This is a genomic window from Formosa sp. Hel3_A1_48 (genome assembly GCF_001735715.1).
Taxonomy (GTDB): domain Bacteria; phylum Bacteroidota; class Bacteroidia; order Flavobacteriales; family Flavobacteriaceae; genus UBA3537.
Map to the genome: position 1 here is coordinate 237386 of NZ_CP017259.1, position 21072 is coordinate 258457.

The 21072-nt window shown below is 35.2% G+C and carries 14 protein-coding genes; 6 read left to right on the top strand and 8 right to left on the bottom strand.

Annotated elements, in window-relative coordinates:
• Positions 1 to 34 precede the first annotated feature (34 nt).
• Positions 35 to 2266, top strand: a complete 2232-nt coding sequence (locus FORMA_RS01075) for a SulP family inorganic anion transporter (RefSeq protein ID WP_069673924.1) — start codon at positions 35 to 37, stop codon at positions 2264 to 2266.
• 130 nt (positions 2267 to 2396) lie between these two features.
• Positions 2397 to 3116, top strand: coding sequence for a pirin family protein (locus FORMA_RS01080; RefSeq protein WP_069673925.1), 720 nt, complete (start codon positions 2397 to 2399; stop codon positions 3114 to 3116).
• 28 nt (positions 3117 to 3144) lie between these two features.
• Here the strand turns inward: FORMA_RS01080 and FORMA_RS01085 are convergent, their stop codons facing one another.
• The 7 genes from FORMA_RS01085 to galE all read right to left on the bottom strand — a co-directional run bounded on the left by FORMA_RS01085 (position 3145) and on the right by galE (position 15221).
• Entirely contained in the window at positions 3145 to 7527 is a 4383-nt protein-coding gene (locus FORMA_RS01085; RefSeq protein WP_069673926.1) for a PEP/pyruvate-binding domain-containing protein, read from the bottom strand.
• 97 nt (positions 7528 to 7624) lie between these two features.
• The gene (locus FORMA_RS01090; protein WP_083236535.1) at positions 7625 to 8152 is read right to left on the bottom strand and encodes a SixA phosphatase family protein; all 528 of its coding nucleotides are present in this window, start codon (positions 8150 to 8152) and stop codon (positions 7625 to 7627) included.
• A 61-nt stretch (positions 8153 to 8213) separates the two neighbouring features.
• On the bottom strand, positions 8214 to 8876 hold the full coding sequence (locus FORMA_RS01095) for a hypothetical protein (RefSeq protein WP_069673927.1): 663 nt from the start codon (positions 8874 to 8876) through the stop codon (positions 8214 to 8216).
• Positions 8877 to 8952: 76 nt separating this feature from the next.
• Positions 8953 to 10152 carry a hypothetical protein gene (locus tag FORMA_RS01100; protein WP_069673928.1) on the bottom strand — a complete coding sequence of 400 codons (1200 nt, stop codon included), beginning with the start codon at positions 10150 to 10152 and terminating at the stop codon, positions 8953 to 8955.
• A 334-nt stretch (positions 10153 to 10486) separates the two neighbouring features.
• Positions 10487 to 12940 carry a DUF5916 domain-containing protein gene (locus FORMA_RS01105; protein WP_157506005.1) on the bottom strand — a complete coding sequence of 818 codons (2454 nt, stop codon included), beginning with the start codon at positions 12938 to 12940 and terminating at the stop codon, positions 10487 to 10489.
• A 189-nt stretch (positions 12941 to 13129) separates the two neighbouring features.
• The gene (locus FORMA_RS01110) at positions 13130 to 14179 is read right to left on the bottom strand and encodes a formylglycine-generating enzyme family protein (RefSeq protein ID WP_083236596.1); all 1050 of its coding nucleotides are present in this window, start codon (positions 14177 to 14179) and stop codon (positions 13130 to 13132) included.
• A 4-nt stretch (positions 14180 to 14183) separates the two neighbouring features.
• The gene (gene galE / locus FORMA_RS01115) at positions 14184 to 15221 is read right to left on the bottom strand and encodes a UDP-glucose 4-epimerase GalE (RefSeq protein ID WP_069673930.1); all 1038 of its coding nucleotides are present in this window, start codon (positions 15219 to 15221) and stop codon (positions 14184 to 14186) included.
• A gap of 90 nt (positions 15222 to 15311) precedes the next feature.
• Here galE and FORMA_RS01120 point away from each other — a divergent pair, with 90 nt between their 5' ends.
• Genes FORMA_RS01120 through FORMA_RS01135 form a run of 4 tightly spaced genes read left to right on the top strand, consistent with a single transcriptional unit; the run spans position 15312 to position 19389 of the window.
• Positions 15312 to 16310 carry a GntR family transcriptional regulator gene (locus tag FORMA_RS01120; protein WP_069673931.1) on the top strand — a complete coding sequence of 333 codons (999 nt, stop codon included), beginning with the start codon at positions 15312 to 15314 and terminating at the stop codon, positions 16308 to 16310.
• Positions 16311 to 16313: 3 nt separating this feature from the next.
• Complete coding sequence (locus tag FORMA_RS01125) at positions 16314 to 17219, top strand: aldose 1-epimerase (RefSeq protein WP_069673932.1); 906 nt, start codon at positions 16314 to 16316, stop codon at positions 17217 to 17219.
• The gene (galK, locus tag FORMA_RS01130; RefSeq protein ID WP_069675397.1) at positions 17216 to 18367 is read left to right on the top strand and encodes a galactokinase; all 1152 of its coding nucleotides are present in this window, start codon (positions 17216 to 17218) and stop codon (positions 18365 to 18367) included. Before FORMA_RS01125 ends, galK begins: the two co-directional genes overlap by 4 nt.
• Positions 18368 to 18369: 2 nt before the next feature.
• Entirely contained in the window at positions 18370 to 19389 is a 1020-nt protein-coding gene (locus FORMA_RS01135; protein WP_069673933.1) for a UDP-glucose--hexose-1-phosphate uridylyltransferase, read from the top strand.
• 11 nt (positions 19390 to 19400) lie between these two features.
• Here FORMA_RS01135 and FORMA_RS01140 read toward each other — a convergent pair whose 3' ends face one another.
• Positions 19401 to 21053, bottom strand: coding sequence for a sodium/sugar symporter (locus tag FORMA_RS01140; protein WP_069673934.1), 1653 nt, complete (start codon positions 21051 to 21053; stop codon positions 19401 to 19403).
• Positions 21054 to 21072 lie beyond the last annotated feature (19 nt).

Sequence of the window (21072 nt, forward strand, 5' to 3'; positions counted from 1 at the left end):
ATAATAATTAATTAACCAAGGCCTATTCACATTTATGGAAGCACTACCCAAAAAAGGGATTCAAGGACTAGTTGAGAATTGGAAGAGTGATTTAATTGCTGCAGTTAGTGTTGCACTTATTGCCTTACCCCTTTCGTTAGGCATTGCTCTAGCAGCTGGCGCACCTGCCATGTCCGGTATATTCTCAGCAATTGTTGGCGGTGTAGTAACCACTTTATACCGCGGTGGTCATATTTCAGTGAATGGCCCTGCAAAAGGAGTTATCGGAGTTATTCTTTTAGGCATAACACTTATGGATGATGGTTCTGGGCAAGCTTTTAATTATGTTTTGGCGGCTGTAGTCATTTCAGGATTAATTCAAATGCTGTTGGGCATATTAAAATTAGGGCGCTTAGCAGATATTTTCCACAGTTCAGTAATTCATGGAATTTTAGCGGCTATCGGCATTATTATCTTCGCAAAACAAATCCATGTCGCCATGGGGACGCATTCGGACAGCCCCAGCATCATACAAAACCTTATTGATGCTGTAGTGTTCTTACCAAAAGCAAATCCATTTGTTTTACTTATCGCAATAACAGGATTGTTTTTATTGTTGTTTCATTCAAAAACAAATTCAAGATTTTTTCACCTCTTACCGGCGCCTATGTGGGTGATTGCCCTTTCAATTCCTTTTGTGTATGCCTTCAATTTCTTTGATCAGCAAACCCTATCATTTTTTGGAAAACCTTTTGAAGTAGGACCTCATCTTTTATTGGATATCCCCAACACAATTACAGATTCAATAATGCATCCAAACTTTAGTAAAATCAATACAATTGAGTTTTGGACAACTGTATTTTCAATTTTGATTATCACCAGTATAGAATCCTTAGCCATTGCAAAAGCAGTAGATAAGATTGATCCTTACAAACGAAAAACAGATTTAAACAAAGATTTGACTGGAATTGGAATAAGTACGGTAGCGGCTGGCTTGATTGGAGGATTACCAATCATTGCTGTTATTATTAGAAGTACAGTGAATATACACAATGGTGCGAAAACCAAATGGTCCAATATGTACCAAGGACTCTTGTTGTTGGTTTTTATTGTGATTTTAAGTCCGATAATGAGACAAGTACCACTCTGCGCATTTGCAATCCTATTAGTCTATACCGGATTTAAACTGGCATCACCTGCAGTATTCAAACAAGCCTACAAACAAGGAACTGAGCAACTTATATTCTTTGTCGGAACCATGATTTTAACTCTATATACTAATTTATTGATTGGTTTGCTCGGTGGATTAATATTGGCACTGGTCACGCACATGTTATTGGCAAGAGTATCCATTGCCCAATTTTTTAAAATGGTGTACCATCCGAGAACAAAATTGTTAAAACGACAAGACGGGAGTTTTGATTTAAAAATTAGAGGAATAGCAAACTTTTTAGGAATTCTAAAAGCCAATAAACTAGTGGCACAGATTCCACCAGGCGCAGATGTTAATATCGATTTATCTGAAACAAGATTAGTAGGGATTACCTACATGGACTTTTTAGTAGAATTCTTAAAAACTCAAAGAGCTTCGGGCGGTAAAGCTTTTATCACAGGGCTGGATGCACACGTCTCCTCTTCCACATACAACAGGGCACTTAAAATTAGTTTGACCAGCTCTGCTACCAAATTATCACAAAGACAAAAGCGCTTACGAAATTTAGCAACTGAAAGAGACTATCAATATACTAGTCAAGTTGATTGGGACACCGTATACCTCAAAAAATTTCATTTTTTTGAAATTAGACCTATTGAGCGTAAATACAATTGCCTTAAAGGTACATTTGAAGGCCTCGATGCGTCTTGGGAAATTGCGGATGTTACCTTCAATGAAGGCCAAGCCTTTACTGCAGAAACATTCAATACCACTATGATGGTCTTAAAATTAAATAAGAAAATACCTGTTTTTGCTATGGAAAAAGAGGGTGTTCTAGGCAAAATTTTTGATCGAGTGGTAGCACTCACAGGATACAAAGACATAAATTTTGAGATGTATCCCGGGTTTTCTAAGAAATTCCTACTCATGGGGAATAGCGAGACGGAAATTCGTTCCTTTTTTACAGATGATATCATTCGCTTTTTTGAGAATCACCAAATTTATCATTTAGAAAGTAATGGTGAAGCTCTATTTATTTTTGATAAAATTAAATTGGCAAGAACTGATGAAACCATAGAATTTATTGATTATGCTGAAGAATTAGCGACACTACTGAGCGGAAAAACCGCTTGATACCTACAACCAAAGTAATTAATCAGCGCCATATTATTTAGATCAAATTTATATGCATTTTTAGTTTAATTTCGAATTATTTACAAAATAAATCTTACAACTAGCTTCGCTAGATACTCATCAACAAAATATGAATACTGTACTTCATAAATCAAACACACGAGGGTCAGCCGAGCACGGCTGGTTGCAAGCAAAACACACCTTTAGCTTTGCCAGTTATTTCAATCCAGAACGAATGAGCTTTGGCGTTTTACGCGTATTAAATGATGATGTCATTGCTGCAGGAATGGGCTTCGGTACACACCCACATGATAATATGGAAATCATTACCATACCACTTGAGGGCGATTTGGAACATAAAGATAGTATGAATAATACAGCAGTAATAAAATCGGGGGATATACAAGTACTTAGTGCAGGTAGCGGGATTACCCACTCGGAATACAACAAAAATAAAGATAGGCCTGTAAAATTATTACAAATATGGGTTTTGCCTAACAAACACAATGTGAGCCCAAGATACGATCAGATTTCCCTAAATATTGAGGACAGACACAACAAATTCCAACAAGTTTTATCCCCAAATTCAAATGACTCGGGTGTATGGATTCATCAAGAAGCTTGGTTTAGCATGATCGATATAGACGAAGGTAAATCCATGAACTACAGGCTCAAAAATCCAGAAAAAAACGGAGTATATCTTTTTGTTTTAAATGGAAAAGCTACGATTAATAACCAATTAGTAGAAGATCGAGATGGGTATGGTTTGTGGAATACATCTGAAATTGAAATTGTAGCGAATTCAAATGCTGAACTCCTTCTTATGGAAGTGCCTATGAGCAATCGATAAACTGGCACATGACATTGAATGAAACAATTTAAAACTTTACAATCCGTTTGACTTGGGTTGAATTTTCAGAGGTGATTTTAATTAAATACAACCCACCATTAAAGCCGCCTACTTCAATTTGAGTCACATTCACCACAGACAATACCAATTGTCCTAGTACAGAGAATACCTCAACGTCATAATCCTCAGAATCATCCCCAGTAATATACAAGATATTCTGTACGGGATTAGGATATAAAGTAAGTGAACTGTTTTCTGGATCAACAGATGGCTCGAGACTGTTTATTGCATGAGGACTACCATTAATATTAATACAATTCCAACTCTCCGCTAGGGAATTATCCAAATCAGCAGTAATAAGTTCTAAAGTACTTCCCGTTCCATCTGCACAAACTGGCCATGGTGCTACGGATTGATAATATACCTCATCGACAAGATTTCCATAAGAATTATATAAGCGAACAGCATCTGAACTCCCTAATCCATAACCTAATTCACCAACATACGGAATGTCAGGAAATACAGTAGTAAATTTCAACTCATCCTTAACAAATACTAAATAATCAAACGCTTGTAATTGTGTTCCAGCAGGGATTTCAAAAACATGAGCATCATCACTGTCTTTGACTTCCCAATTTGAAACATTGATTGCTGCAGAACTTGGATTGTACAATTCAATCCAATCTCCAGGGTCAGTTGATGGACTTGATCTATAATTTATTTCATTTATAACTACAGGTTCTTTAACCTCAATTGGCACCTCTTCGTCATAGGAACAAATACCTGAGCCATCTTTCACAACGACGTTATAATTACCAACAGCTAGGTTAGAAAAAACATTAGAATCTACAAAATTTTGCCCCCCATCTATACTGTATTGATATGGAACTATCCCTGATGTGGGTGTAATTTCAATTGAACCATTTGAGCTTACAACTGAAGAAACTGCTGTTGTATTAATTTCTACATCAGTAAAATTACAAGCATCTATAAAAACTGTCTCCTCATAGGTGCACAGTCCATACGCTCCACGAACAAAGACATTATAGTTACCATTAGATAGATTTTCAAAAGTATTGTTGTCAGAGAAACTTTGACCTCCATTAATACTGTATTGAAAAGGACTCAGCCCAGAACTGGTAATTATCCTAATAGAACCATCTTGCGCAGTAGGTGTACTAGTATGAAAGATTGAAATATCAGCCGTAATTGCACAGCCTGTTTCGTTTAGACAAAATACCTCTACGGCTTTAGATCCAAAATCACCGTCATTTGATACAATTGTAGTCCCAGAATTGTCTAGCAACTGAAAATTTCCTTGACCAAAACCACAACAAATCCCATCGCCATAGGAATCGTACATATAGAGTGTAAAACAAGAACTATAATCCACACAAATTTCTTCAGAATAGAACTCTGTATTAAGTTGTAAAGTGCCTTGGGTAACTACTTGACCAGCACTATCATCAATGAGTTTCCAAGAGGTCTCTTGAGGGTAATTATCAGCATTAATCACAAGAGTGATTAGATCATAATTAGACGTTAAATCTGCACTAAATAGTGCTGAATTATTGGATGAATCATCATCAAATTGATTGTTGACCTCCAACAAGTTAAGACGGATATTGTTAGCTGTTTGTTGAAGATTATTATCAATTGAAATGGTGACTGCAGCCTCTTCTTGAAATGGTACATTTACCACAGCATTTATTAGATCAACAGCAACACCATTAACCTCTACTTCAATTTGAACATCAGTTATAGTGTTTTCACCTAAATTGGACAACACAGCATCAAGTTCGATAACATCATTACAAACAACAGAATGGTCTCCTATAGCGATAGCGGCGTCTAAAGCATAAACCTTACGTAGCACATGACTTAAGGTATTGTTGTTTTCGTATTCATCATCAGGGTGACTCAAATTAACCGTGATGTTATAATCTCCAACAGTTGAAAAATCCACAGGAGTGGAAAATTGAACATCAGCAGAACTAAAGGGAGCAATGTTTTGATTAATAGCTATTGTCTGTATTGACTCATTGTCAACCACGAGTTCAAGCTCAAAACTACTCATATCGTTTAAACCATAATTAACGATGTTGACACTCACCAATTCATTGTTGCTTAAAGTTGATGATGATTGTGGGGCTACAACAGAAGCAACACCCAAGTCATAATCCCCTTTTATATCTGCCCAAAATGACACCCAAGGTCTAGCTTGTTTGATTGCTAATTGATCTTGTGCAGTAACCTTATATTCAATATCCATCCCAAAACCTTCAGCGCCATCAACCCCGTAAAGCAGTGCAAATTCGTCGTGAATTATACTCAGAAAATCCCTCATCTGATCCAAATAAATTTGATCCATCACCAACTCCCCAGGATTGACTAAATTTGATAATCTTAGCACTAAGTAGCCTCCTCCTTGAGTAGGATCTTCATATAATAAAATTTCTTCGGGTACTGAGTTCGGATCAGGATTAGTAATGAGCGATTCACCGACTTGCGTATTTAAGTAAAATGTATCTTCTGTGTCATAAATAGGATCAATACTAATACCTACTCCATTGGATTGCTCGTTCTGAAAATTGGGATGACACAATACCCCCATGGCGGCCAAAAAGTGGTCCACACGGTAAAAATCCCGTTCTTCATATGCTCTAAAATTCCACATACTCGCGTAGACTTGTTTAATAGATTTAGATATATGCCCTTCGTCAATATATTGCGTTTTAGAAGTGTACAAACCTGCTCCACTGAATCCCGGTAAATCTTCATTATTCGTGCTCGAACGGCACCTAACAGCTGTTCCTTCTGGGAAATCATCATGCATTGCTTGTAAGTCGTCCAGCATCCATTGAGGCATTGGCGCGTCTTTTATCGATCGTCTAAACGTTTTTAGTCGATCGATCCGAAAGTTGATATCTGTCTGAAAAGTTGGATTGTCAATCATTACTTGTGCCTCTTGGTAAAAGTTATTGAATTGCATGAATTCGTCATAATAATAAAACGGAATACCAAAACCGTTTGGAATCGTTCCCTCGGGAAAGCCAAATGAACGCATGGTCGCTACATTGGAACACTTGGCGCCAAAAGAAGTGGACATTTCAAATGAAATATCATCTAAAGGCATGATTTGAGAGACACTCAAGTCCCTTACAGGAATTTGTGGTTCAGTTGGCCTTAGCTCCTCATACCAGTCATTCACTTCAGCCAAGGTGGCCTCACGAATTTCATACTGTTCATTTTCAACTTTGTAATATATATAACCCCCAAGTAAATTTGCAATAGAGTCTATGGATAAAGGATCGGCTATATAAGCATTTGGGACATTATCTTGAATAGCGCGCAGGTTGACATGCGAAAGTGGCGTTTGAATCACAGAAGTGATAATCCCACCAACCCTAGGTAATGAATTGGGTAAAGCATCGTAAAGTACTATATCACGACTTCCTGGTGTTTCGTTCAAATCTTGCATATGCTTAAAGAATCCATAACCCTCTGCCTCATGAAAAGGGATGTAATTGACTTCAGCAAAGACATCAGACTCCAAAACCACATCAACTCTTGAGCCCTCAAATTCGCTAGCATAATTATTTAAATGATTATTTTCATCAGCCTGACCTATGAAGTGGTTCATGTTATTTTGGAGGAAAGGCATACTTGCAACTAATAACTCATATGTTCTTTGGGTTTCTTCAAAATTATAGGCGTCCCCAAAAGAAAAATTGAACGAATAAGTACCTATAACTCCAGAAGGTAAAATAACATTGGGGTTAAAAACTATTTCTCCAGATCCATCATCCCCAGTTACAGAAGCTCCGATTCCACTCCAAAAACTTGCGTGAATAACATAAGTATTACTGTTAATAAAATACACCTTTGGTTCGTCGGTATCACGATCGAGTATACCAAACTTAACATACAATTGATCATCAAGAAAGGGGGCCCAACCCACATTGTTTACAGTTGCCAAATTCATAAAGGTTTCTGCATCTGGTATAGAAGTAGTACCATCAACGAAATCAATCGCAGAAGCATAATTGAAAGGCGAATCTGTAGGCATGTTATTAAATTCTGTAATATCATCAATACCATCTTCATCATAATCGTCAGGATTTGAAACATCATGTTCAGTGATGGAATACTGCTCAAGAGGATAAGCTCCAGAAGATTCAGAAATAATCATTGTTCCATCAACTCCAATTGTTAGTGAAGTCGCCCAATTGAATGTTGGGCTATGTTGTGCGTGAAGGATATAGTATTTACCCAACTGACCTTCGATAGATAGTTGTACTTGACCAAATCCGTTGATTGAATAATTATCAATAGGCACAACTTGTGAAAGACTACTATTGATAGTAAAAATCGAAGAGATAATTGCAATAAAAAATATCTTAGCTCTCAAAAGGTGATTGAAAATTGGTTATAAAGCATTAATATACAAATGTTTAAACTAAAAGTGGTCAGAAGTGAAAAAAACTTGCAACTTACAAATAGCAAAATTAATCCGTACAGTCAAAAGAAGAATACAGCAAATGAAGTTGCCCTTTATTTTTATAAACCACTACTTTGTAAATGCGCTCGTAAATAGACTCATCGAAAGAGCATAAATTTTCGCCAACAAGAAGTCCCGCCAAAACACCTGTTGTATTGCTATGACCCACTACTAGCACATCTTGCTTGGCCTCTAATAATAATGATGAAAAAGCCTCGAGGTCTCCAGGATTATATATTTTGATTTGCAATCCTTTAGACAAAGCTGTTGGCAGAGCTGTATTTTTTGTACGTAAATAATCTGTGCTGTACACAGCATTTAAATGCACATCATAAAGAAAATTACGTAGGTGCTCCGCTCTTTTAACTCCACAGGAATTAAGAGGTGGATCGGAAGGATTATTAATGTTCAACTCCTTTTCAGAATGCCTAACGAGATATATAGTAAATACATCATCGCCTTTTTGCGCATTTGCTAGATCAACTCTAGAACAGCAAAACAAAAATAAAAAGCTAAGAACAACTACTTTATGCATCGTAAAAAATAATATTGAAATTTATGCTCAAAAAAATAAAAGCATTGAAAAAATGAAATTATTAATTCAAAACTTTACGAGCTATCAAAAGCCCATTGACATCAACACAACTTCCAAAAAAAGCATCACCACCCCAATCCAAATTGAAAGCCATTACATAAGGGTTGTAGCCTTGTTTGGTTGAAGACCAGTAAAAAAGAGATTCGTCAAAATTACCCATGCCTCTTGAGTGAACATGGTCAAAGATTGCAGCCATGGATCCACTACTTGGAATAAACCAATCAGAGTAACCATTGTATTCTAATTCGGTCACAATTTTAAAAGCATAATTATCACTCCCGAACTCAAAACCATCAATACTATGGTCACTCAAATTTCCTTGAACAATATCCTGAGTGTTTTGATCTCCACTCCCAATTTCAGCACTTGTATCCAAACTAAAAACATCCCCCCATGCTACATCACCTATTTCAGAGTAATCTGTAGCAACAATGAGACTGCCGTCATTTTCATCAACATAAAAGATATATCCCCCAAAATATTCAAGTCCGTACAATAAAGAAGAATCATTATTGTTTTCGTTCAAAATATCTAGAACGGACACACCATTACTTAAATTTTCAATAATACTCAGGTTAGAGTTATATAATGATAAATTTACTTGATCATCTTCATTACATGCTAAAAAGCTTAATCCAAAAACTAGAATAACTAATTTCTTCATAGGGTTAATTTTAAAATGTTAAAAGTTATGTTTTTCGTTAATATAATAGCTCATTTTATAGGACTAATAGGTTGTTTTAATCACAGTAATCTTCAAGATAACTTTCCAATTCCTCCTCTGAACTAATTTCAATTGTTTGAAATTGTTGATTGTTTTCTGAATAATATTCTACTGTAATTGGAAATACAATATCAAAATCAAAAGTGCAATCATCTAAATTGTCACAATTATCTGCATACCATTGCTCAACATATTGCGACAGAGCTTCCTCGCTATTTATAGTCACAGTGTCTCCATTAGAATTTACTAAAACAATAGGGTAAACCAAATCAAAACAATCGTTGTCAAAGAGGCCATCGTGGTCATCATAATTTGACGCACAATATTCTTCAACATAACTTTCCAATTCCTCCTCTGAACTAATTTCAATTGTTTGAAATTGTTGATTGTTTTCTGAATAATATTCTACTGTAATTGGAAATGAAACATCAAAATCAAAAGTGCAATCATCTAAATTATTACAATTTTCTGCATACCATTCCTCAATGTATTGCAATAGAGCTTCCTCGCTATTTATAGTCACAGTGTCTCCATTAGAATTTACTAAAACAATAGGGTAAACCAAATCAAAACAATCGTTGTCAAAGAGGCCATCGTGGTCATCATAATTTGACGCACAATCATCTAAAAAATCTTCTTCGGAAAATCCATCAAGGCCAGCATAACAATCATTTGGATAAACCAAAATAATTGTTTCATTGTAGATGTTGTTAATTTCAACACAGACTGGATCATAAATTTCATAACAGACATTGTCGTCGTCTTGATCAAAAGCACAAGCATCCAACAAGCTAGCAAATACTTCATCATTTTCAATTGTCAATGATTCGATTGAATTTGTATCGTCATTAAAGACCAAAACATCAAATGGATAAAAAATGTCATTTATATACAGATCATCACCGGAGTTAATCAATACTTCCACTAATTCTTCGATGGAATTGATTGTAGTGATTGTGTTATTGCTTAGGTAAAAATCAATAGGAAACACAAACTCAAAACAAAAATCCATAACCATATTACCACTTGGGTTTTGCGTATCATCTGAGTCACCATTATCATCAAATTGGCCCATTAACTCAGACATAGACCTCATTAAAAAGGTATTGTCAGTATCCTGATCTTGTGGCGTTTCATCAGTGTTTTCGCAAGTAAAAAGTGTAAGCGTGAAAGCTGCTAGAATTAGTAAAAACGCCTTAAGTTTTATTGATTTCATTTATTTAAATTTAATGGTTCATAGGCCTTAAATTATCTCAAGATTAGGGGCTCGTAGTTTTTGCAATAGTTACAAATTTAATTAATTTAATTATAGTAATTTTTTTAAGTTGTCAATATCATGTTAATTTTCAAACTTTAAATTATTAAAACTCACAAACTTTTAGCTGAAATCAACCATCAAAAGAGAAAAATACAACCTTCCTAAAACAAAATAACCCTCTGAATATCAGAGGGTTATTTGTGACCCAAGCTTACAATAGTTCAAACCTCATGGAGTTTTTTGAACACATTGCTCAGGTTAAATTTAATTGAGTTAAACTGTAAACGTGAACTCAAGTTTTTTTCTTTCGTAAGCGATTAAAGTCAATCAGGTAGTTTATTCTTAGCGAAAATTGATGCTGCGTGGTTTGATCAAAAAGATTGTCTAAGCTTCCAAAGTAATCTAATTCAGTGGTGTTGTCTCTGCTGAATAATTGGTTTCGATACAATAATACCAAATTACTTCCAGGAGCAAACCACCATTCAAAATTAATATCTAAGTTCCATATGTTGAAGTTTGTATCAGGATCAAAATCCAATAAAGAAAAGTCTGATGGAGTTCGTTCTCCATTTTCATTAAGGCTAAACAGAATGTGATCGTATTTGGCTCTGCTCCAATAGTTTCTTAGTTTTAAGTTGATCCATTTTTTACTATCAAAAAAGTAGTTGAAATCAATGTTGTTTTCTACCGTACGGATATCTCTTCTCCCAAAATAAATGTCATCGTTTATGGATTGAAGAAATCCAACATCGTCTGTTACTTGAAGGTGGTTGGACTTTAGTGATAATGAGAATTGCTCTGAAAAGCGATAAAGCGTAGAAACATTAATTCTGTTTCGAGACCAATTTTCATCATAATCCTCATTAAAATAAGCAAAATTATTCCATTGAATTTTATATGAGAAGTCCTTGTTTTTATTGGACTGTACACCCAGCTTTACTTGAAAATTCTCTGGCTCAAGAACAAAACGGTTATAGACTCTAGGTTCATCAAAATTTTTAGTAATGGATTTGTAGGCAAAATCAGCCTCAAAAACCATTAAATTTTGTGTTGAGAAATCGTTTCCAAACCTCAAGCCCCAAAACTTTCTATCAAAAGAGTGAAAGGTACGCGTGTCGTTAAATCTTAAGTAGTTGCTATACTTTCTTAGAAAACCATACTCATTAAGGATTTGATAGCTTATTCGTGCAGCATAACTTTGATGATCTATAAAATTAAAATACCCCAATTCATTTTGTTTGTAATGTTTGTCAACACCCCACCAACTGATATTGTATCTAAAATTTCCCTTTAACTCACTTAGGCTAATCCCCGATCTAAATCCGTTATCATTGTTATTTTTAGGTGTTTTACTGCCAAAAGCTTTTATCTTAATATTGAAGTCTCTGTTGTCATCAAACAAGTCTGCTACAAAAGCTACATTGTTGCCATACAAACCATCACTTCCAGTTTTGTTGGTGTTGAGCAAACTTACCGATGAGTAGTCATTCAACAGTTGTTGAGATAATGAAAGAACGTTGTAATTCACCAAAGGCTGAATGGTTTGTCTTCTTCTTTCATATGATGACAGATTTTCGATTTCAGCATCTACTTTATTGGTAATGGCGTTAAGAAAACCTATACTTAGATTTTTGCTTGTTGTTCCAGTAACCTTAACTGTGTTTAATAGTTGTGGGGTCCTATCAAGATTATATATTTGCTCATCGTCGTCTAATAAATCATCTCCTACCGACACTTTTTCTCCAATCCTTCGGCTGTAAAAAAACGATCCACCGCCCATACCCCCATCTGCAATTTCGAACAAGGTTGCACCTTCAGTAAAAAAGGCCCTATTTTCAGAAAACTGTTGCTCGAATGGGCCTAAATTAAGTTCTACATTATCAAAGGCAACTTGGCCAAAATCTGGAATTAGAGACGCATCTAACGTAAAACTACTGCTCAATCCATATTTTATGTCCATTCCAGCCGTATAAGAAGACGCTGATCTTGCTCCTTTTTGAAGATTTATGGATGACTGAACATAGGGGTAGAAAAACAGCCTTATAGGGGGGCTAATATTCTCAATTCCTGTAAGGGTTCCATTATACTCATGATATTTTAATTCGTTGGCATTAACGGGACTCCACACGTAAGTCTCATCCAAACTTTGAATTTTTCTCCCAAAGTTCAAACCCCATAGTTGCACCTCTTTTTCAGGAAAGCGAAGTGCACTGTAGGGAATTACCATTTCCAAACTCCAACTATCTGAATTGTAATGCACCTTAGCATCAAAAACTGTGTCATATAAAAAATCGTCAGACCCAATGGGACCTGAAGAATATACATCACCAACTGTACCTGCACTGGTGATTTGAAACCCAAAAAAATTCAAATCGTCATTATATGTATTTAGGGTTACAAAAAAAGTCTCCGCATTTACATTCCAGATATCATCCCGCTGACTAAACTGTTTGGGCATCTTGTCGGGATTTGGATGATTAAGAATTGCACCTATATAAATAGCATTGTGGTCGTATCCAACATATGCTGTTGTATTAAATTCTACAGGTATTTTGTTGCCATGACGCGTTTCTGGCCAAATCAAAGTGAAATCAGTAGCAGGGTTTAAATTGTTCCAAATTTCTTCAGAAAGTATCCCATCAATTACGGGAGGATTTTTTATAGGAGATGCTTCTAAATTCTTGCGTACTTGAGCTTGAATAATAACATGAAAAATTAAAAAAACCGAAAGAAATAAATACCTCACTAATATCTTATGATTAGGTGTCAAAATTAAACAAACAACAGTAGAATACTTAATCATTTATTAACCAAATATAATACTGATTTATCTATGTTTTATGTTACACTTATGTTATGGTAAATATTTAAACCTTTTTGACTAATTTTCAGGAAATATGAGCTTTGTGTTGTGAAATTAGTTTTAAATAAAAAACTATTCCGTTTTTAAGTCCATCACCGTTCTAAAACCCAAATGTTCTAAAGACGTATTTGGATCGGTGGCCATTCTTGAAGATACTCTGTAACTGGCACAATAGGAGGCATTGCATAAAAAAGAACCACCTCTAATCACACGCTCATCTATATACGGATTATTAGGATTAAAGGCCTCATTAGGTCCTTTCGGATTATTAGTTATTGAATTTTCTTTACAGTATTGATAGTACTGACTGCTATACCAATCACTAGTCCATTCCCATACGTTGCCAGAAATTTCATAAAGCCCATAACCGTTTGGAGGATAGGTTTTGATCGGTGCACTTTTTTCAAAGCCATCGGCTTGGGTATTATCCACAGGGAACTCCCCTTCCCAGCTGTTGACATAGGATGATAATTTATCCGTTAAATCGCCCCAAAAATAAATCTTATCGCGCTTACCACCACGAGCTGCAAATTCCCACTCTGCTTCAGTGGGTAATCGCCTACCAACCCAATTACAATAAGCCATGGCGTCTTCATAGGATACATGAACAACAGGGTGATTATCTTTTTCATCTATACTGCTTCCCTTCCCTTCTGGTTGTTTCCAATTGGCCCCATTAGTCCATCGCCACCATTGCGAAAAGTCATAGAGATTAGGTACCGATTCTTTTGTTTTTTTAAACAAAAGAGATCCTGGTAATAAAAGTGAATCCTGAGGCTTTGGGGTGCCTGGAGGCAATTGTTGTTTGATTAAATCCCAATCCACTGGTCGCTCTGCGGTTGTTATATAATTTGTTGCTTCAATGAATTTAGAAAACTGTGCATTGGTGACTTCGGTCTCGTCCATATAAAACCCATCCACCTTTACTGTGTGTTTGGGCTTTTCGTGGGGTAGTGCCATACGATCGCCATCAGAAGCCCCCATGTCATAAATACCGCCAGAAATCCAAACCATACCGGGGATTTGTTGTCTATTAGTTGAAATGGTTTCGAATTGATTTGATTGTTTACAACCAACTAATGAGGTGATAAATAAACCGATTAAAAATAATCTTTTGTGCATAATGTTATTTTGCAGTTGTAGTAGCCCTATATTTTTGTTCCCATCGCCACGCTGAGTCAATCATTTCGTCAAGTCCAAGCTCTGCTTTCCAACCTAATTTGTGATGCGCTAAATCTGTTGCAGCAAATAATTGGGGGACATCACCTGGTCGTCGACCAACAATTTCATAATTTAATTTTATCCCCGATACGCGTTCAAAAGATTCGATAACCTCCATGACAGAAAATCCATTTCCAGTACCCAAATTAAAGGTCTCTAAAGCCTGTTCTTGTTTATTTTCTATTAGTCTAAACAAAGCTTTGACATGTGCTTTGGCCAAATCCACTACATGAATATAATCTCGAATTGGTGTACCGTCTGTTGTATCGTAATCATTACCAAACACCATTAATTTTTCGCGAATGCCTGCTGCAGTTTGTGTAATGTAAGGCATCAGGTTATTTGGGATTCCATTAGGTAGCTCTCCTATTTCTCCAGATTCATGAGCACCAATTGGGTTAAAATAACGTAAAGAAATAGCAGAGAAATCAGTATAAGCTTTGGAAAAATCCTCTAAAATTTCCTCAGCCATTTTTTTTGTATTCCCATAAGGAGAAAAAGGGCGTTGGGTCTGATTATTTTCTGTAATAGGTAAGGACTTTGGATTACCATACACAGTTGCTGATGAAGAAAAAATAAAGTTCTGAATTCCATTTTCATGTTGTGCCTTAAGTGTATTCAGCAAAGAATATAAATTATTTTGATAATAATCTAACGGTTTTTGAACGGACTCACCAACGGCTTTGTGCGCTGCAAAGTGAATCACTCCAAAAGCATTTTTATGTTTTAAAATCACCTGACTGGTATGATTTACATCTTTAAGATCTACTTGCTCAAAAACGGGACGTACGCCTGTAATCGATTCAATACGACCTATAGTGTCTTGCGATGAGTTGGATAAATCATCAAAAATAACCACTTGAAAATTATTCTTTATGAGTTCTATTACAGTGTGAGATCCAATGTAGCCGCAACCCCCTGTAACTATAATTTTTTTATTCATGTTCTGTTCTAATTTTAAAAATACAAATGTACAAAAAACATACTAGTTCGTACTAGTTGTTTTTTAATTTCTTTATTATATATTTGTAACATGTCTTTTGCAAAAAAACAAATGAATTCAAAGGTACCGAAATATAAGCAAATTATTAGTTTTGTAGAGAATGCTATAATCATTGGTGAACTTAAAATTGGAGACCAGTTACCTTCTTTAAATGATCTTAGAAACAAATTCAAACTCTCCAGAGACACTGTAATTACTGCTTTCAACGAGTTGAAAGCTCGCGGGGTGATTTATTCTGTTGTTGGCAAGGGGTATTATGTAAAAACAACAGATATTAAAGTACAAGTTAAAATTCTTCTTTTATTTGATGAATTGAATTCTTTTAAAGAAGATCTTTATAATTCATTTTTAGAAGAACTCGAGGACGATTATCAAGTCGATATTTTTTTTCATCATTTCAATTTTGATTTGTTTAAAAAAATAATTGATGAAAGTGCAGGAAATTATGGGTACTATGTCATTATGCCTGCTAATTTTTCTGGGATTGCTCAGATTCTTGAACCTTTGCCCAAGAATAAAACCTATATTTTAGATCAAACTCAGGAAACACTCAGTCATTTCCCTTCAATTTATCAAAATTTTGAGAACTATATCTATGAAGGTTTAACCGTGTTATATAAAAATATTAGACGCTATAAAAAACTAATATTAATATACGATGCGAACAAACAACCTCGAGGGATAAAAAGTGGATTTGAATTGTTTTGTTCAAGAAATAAAATTAAGCACGGAATACTAGGAGGGGTTGATGATAAAGTGATCCAAAAAGGCGAGGTCTATTTTACCTTGGATGATAGAGATTTAATTATAACCATACAAAAATTAAAACAAACGTCTTATCAACTTGGGCAAGATATTGGAATAATTTCATTTAATGACACACTCCTCAAAGAAATCTTAGAGGGCGGTATTACCACAATATCAGCAGATTTTAAATTCATGGGAAGTCATTTGGCAAAAATGCTTAAAAACAATGCTTTAAGTCAAATTGAAAATCCAAAAAAAGTTTTCCTCAGAAAATCGCTATAAATCATGTTTAAGATTCACAAAACTTCTTCTGGAAAAGGGCAAACCCTTCAAATAACAAGCGGTTGTAAAACAACCAAAGCTAACATTAGTTTGAGCAACGGTGGGAGTTTAGAACAATTGGTAATTGGTAATGAAGAGATTATCACAAACCTTTCACATCTACCCTACAATCATACTTATGCGTCCTCGATTTTATTTCCTTTTGCAAATCGAATTAAGGACGGTAAATACCGCTTTATGGGTGAAAATTACAACTTAGAGTGTAATGAAACAGCAGGGAATAATGCTTTACACGGCTTGGTTTACAATAAAAAATTTAATGTTGTAGAGCAAAATTGTAACTCAAAAAGTGCATTGGTAAGATTGTCATATAATGAAATAGAACCTCATTCTGGTTTTACATTTTTATTCACAATTAATCTGATTTATAAAATTTCCCTAAACGCCATGACATTAGAAATCGAAATTACAAATACTGACAGAATCCCCTTTCCTTTCACAATTGGCTGGCATCCTTATTTTGTAATGAATGACACTCAAAGTAGTTTAGAATTTAATAGTACGCAAAAGTTAGAGTCTGATGAACGTAACATTACAACAGGGATTACTGTTTTAAAAACTCCAAACCCTCTATATCTTAACAATATGAGTTTAGACGATGCTTTTGTTTTGGAAGATAACAATGTGGCTTTTGACACGCAGAGATACCGTGCCAATCTAACCATTTCTGATGAATCAAAATACTTACAACTTTATACACCAAAACACGAAAACGCCATTGCAATTGAACCTATGACTGGAGTATCAGATAGTTTTAACAACGGTATTGGCCTGAAAAAATTAAATCCAAAAGAAAAATTTAATATTAAATGGACATTGGACATTTCAATAAAATCAAAAACAATATGAGTAAAGAGTTGATACATAACGTGAAAGAGAGTTTTAAAACGCAATTTCATGGAGATCCTTTAATGGTTTTCTCTCCGGGTAGAATTAACTTAATTGGGGAACACACAGATTATAATGATGGCTTTGTTTTCCCTGCAGCTATTGATTTAGGTATTGTTTTAGCCATAAATAAATCATCATCAAAAACAAGTCGTATTTATGCACTAAATAAAAAAGAAAGTCATGAAATTGACTTGAATCAGATTTCACCACAAAAAAATGGTGGATGGCGAAACTATGTGAATGGAGTAATTGGCGAATTACAAAAACTAGGAATTACTATCGGTAATTTCAATAGTGTTTTTGCTGGTAATATTCCAGGAGGTGCAGGAATGTCTTCCTCTGCAGCCCTTGAAAATAGTTTTGTTTATGGGCTGAATAAACTTTATAATTTGGGTTTAAAAAAGAAAGAAATGATTTTAATTTCTCAAAAAGCTGAACACAACTTTGTGGGTGTTCATTGCGGAATCATGGATCAATACGCTAGTATGTTGGGAAAGAAAAAAAGTGCTTTGTTTTTGGACTGTAGAACCACCAAGTCTGTCCCTTACAAGTTGAAACTTAAATCATTGAAATTAGTTTTAGTTAATACTAATGTAAAACACGACCTTTCGGAGAGTGCCTATAATAATAGAAGAGCTGTTTGTGAAAAAATAGCAAACTTGCTAAACGTAAAATCACTCAGAGATACTACAGAAAAGAGCCTCAATCTAATCAAAGATCAAATTTCAAAATCGGATTACAGCAAGGCCCTTTATGTCATTCGTGAAAATAAACGGGTAAAAGAATTTGCCAAGGCTATTAAAAAACAGAATGTTAAATTAATGGGGGATCTAATGTACAAAACCCACGAGGGCCTTTCAAAAAACTATGAAGTCAGCTGTGAAGAATTGGACTTTTTAGTTGAAACAACAAAATCAATGGATTTTGTTTATGGTTCAAGAATGATGGGGGGTGGTTTTGGTGGTTGCACTATTAACTTAGTAGAACAACAAAATATTGATGATTTTAAAACTACTACAAAACATAAATTTTTGGAAACATTTGGAAAACCCTGTACAATATATGACGTCAATATTTCAAAAGGAACCCATTTAATTAAGATATAAATATGAATCATTTTCTTAAACACAATTCACACCGCAGGTATAATATTTTAACTGGAGAATGGATTCTAGTCTCCCCGCACCGATCAAAACGTCCATGGCAAGGTCAAAATGAGACTGTTGCAAAGAGAAAAACCAAAAAATACGACTCTGAGTGTTATTTATGCCCGGGAAACACCAGAATAAATGGCGAGCAAAATCCAGACTATAATGATGTATTTATTTTTCAAAATGACTTTGCAGCACTAAAAGAAAATTACATTCCTTACAGTGTTAATGAAGGTTTATTAAAAGCCGAGAGTGAAAGTGGTATTTGCAGAGTGATTTGTTTTAGCCCAGATCACTCTAAAAGTCTTGCTGATATGAAAGTCTTGGCCATAGCAAAGGTTATTGAAGCGTGGTGTCAACAGTATGAAGAATTAGGGCAAATGGAGAATATCAATTATGTACAAATTTTTGAAAACAAAGGAGCGGTCATGGGGTGCAGTAATCCACATCCTCATGGACAGATATGGAGTCAGTCTACACTACCCAATGAAATAATAAAAAAAGACGAGCATCAGCAGAAATATTTCAATACCAATCAGCGAAGCATTTTAAAAGATTATTTAACCCAAGAATTGGATTTGAATGAAAGAGTCATTTATAAAAATGATTCTTTTGTTGTACTGACGCCTTTTTGGGCCATGTGGCCATTCGAAACAATGATTTTACCTAAAAAACATTGTCAAAATATAACCCAACTAAGCAAGGACGAGAAAGTAGATTTTGCTGAAGCAATATCAATAATAACCAAAGCGTATGACAAGCTATTTGATTGTTCGTTTCCCTATTCAAGTGGTATTCACCAAGCACCAACTAACAATAAAAATAACAACCACTGGCATTGGCACATGAGTTTTTATCCCCCTCTGCTTAGAAGTGCAACCGTAAAAAAATTCATGGTTGGTTATGAAATGTTTGGGATGCCACAAAGAGATATCACAGCAGAACAAGCAGCAAGAAGACTTCGAAGTTTGATTTAATTTTAATATTTCTAGCTCCAAAATGCAGCGTACAGCGCTGTCAAAATAAGCATCAATGCAAAAGACCCAATATTGAACAAAGGAGATGTTTTGAAAATATTTTCAGTTAAAATAATCCCTTTGCTATCAAACTTATTTTTGTGTTCTAACTTACTGACGACAATAATAATTAGCATCGTAATTAATACCGTGTAACCCATTTGATCCATGAAAGGCACATCAACAAAAAGAGTACTATTTGACCATCCTTTTGGAGCCACTTTAAAATACATAGCCACCGGAATTGAAGCTAATGCACCTACAATAGCACCACGATTACTGGTTTGTTTCCAAAAAAGCCCTAATAAAAATACGGCTAATATTCCAGGACTCACCACACCGGTATACTCTTGAATAAACTGGAATGCTTGTCCAAGGTTTTGCAAAAGAGGAGCAATAAAAACTGCTATCAAAAGTGCAACTGCTGCGGAAATACGCCCCACAGATACAATGGTTTTATCAGAAGTGTCTCTGCCTAAATATTGTTTATAAATATCCATTGTGAAAATAGTTGATGTTGAATTTAGCATTGAGGCCAATGAAGAGACAATTGCTGCTGTAAGTGCCGCAAAAGCCAAGCCCTTAAGTCCAACTGGAAGTAATTGTAATAGCCATGGATATGCTTTGTCAGTGGCATCAGCAGATGGCGTATTTTGTAAAGCTAAGTCTCCCAAAGATGCCATAATGTTTGGATCATTTATAATGACATAGGCAGCAATCCCAGGAATAACTACAATGAGCGGAATAATTAATTTTAAAAAAGCGGCAAACAATATCCCTTTTTGAGCTTCTTTAAGAGATTTAGCTGCCAATGTTCGCTGAATGATGTATTGGTTGAAACCCCAATAATATAAATTTGCAACCCACATGCCGCCAACAAGCACACCAATTCCTGGCAGGTTAACATATTCTGGATTTTCTGGTTTTAGTATCATAGCAAAACGTTCAGGAACAGCATGATATACCGATTTCAATCCTGAAATAAAGCCTTCACCTCCTGAGACTGTATTTAAGGCAAGATAAGTGGTTATTGTTCCGCCTAAAATTAAAAAAACAACCTGAATCACGTCAGTCCATGCCACAGCAGAAAGCCCACCATACAAGGAATAAGCAGCAGCAAAAAGTGCAAGGCCAATTACCCCATAAATCAAGGGTATCCCTAAAATTGTCTCCAAAGCTAAAGCTCCTAGGTAAAGTACGGTAGTTAAATTAACAAAAACATAAAGTCCAATCCAAAATACAGCAAGTATAGTTTTAAGATTTGTCGAATAGCGTTTTTCTACAAATTCGGGAATGGTATATATTCCTTTTTTAATAAAAATTGGAAGAAAATATTTTCCTACAATGATAAGAGTTAAAGCCGCCATCCATTCATAGGAAGCAATGGCTAATCCAGAGGCAAATCCTGATCCTGACATTCCAATAAATTGTTCCGCAGAAATATTAGCAGCTATGAGCGAAGCTCCAATTGCCCACCATGGAAGTGATTTACTGGCAAGGAAATAATCTTCAGCAGTTTTTTGATGTCCTTTTTTGTCTCTGGACATCCAAAGTCCTACTCCTAAAATTAGTATGGCATAGCCCACAAATATGGCATAGTCTAAAAATTGAAAGTTACTGGTCATAAAATGAGTTTTTAAATAT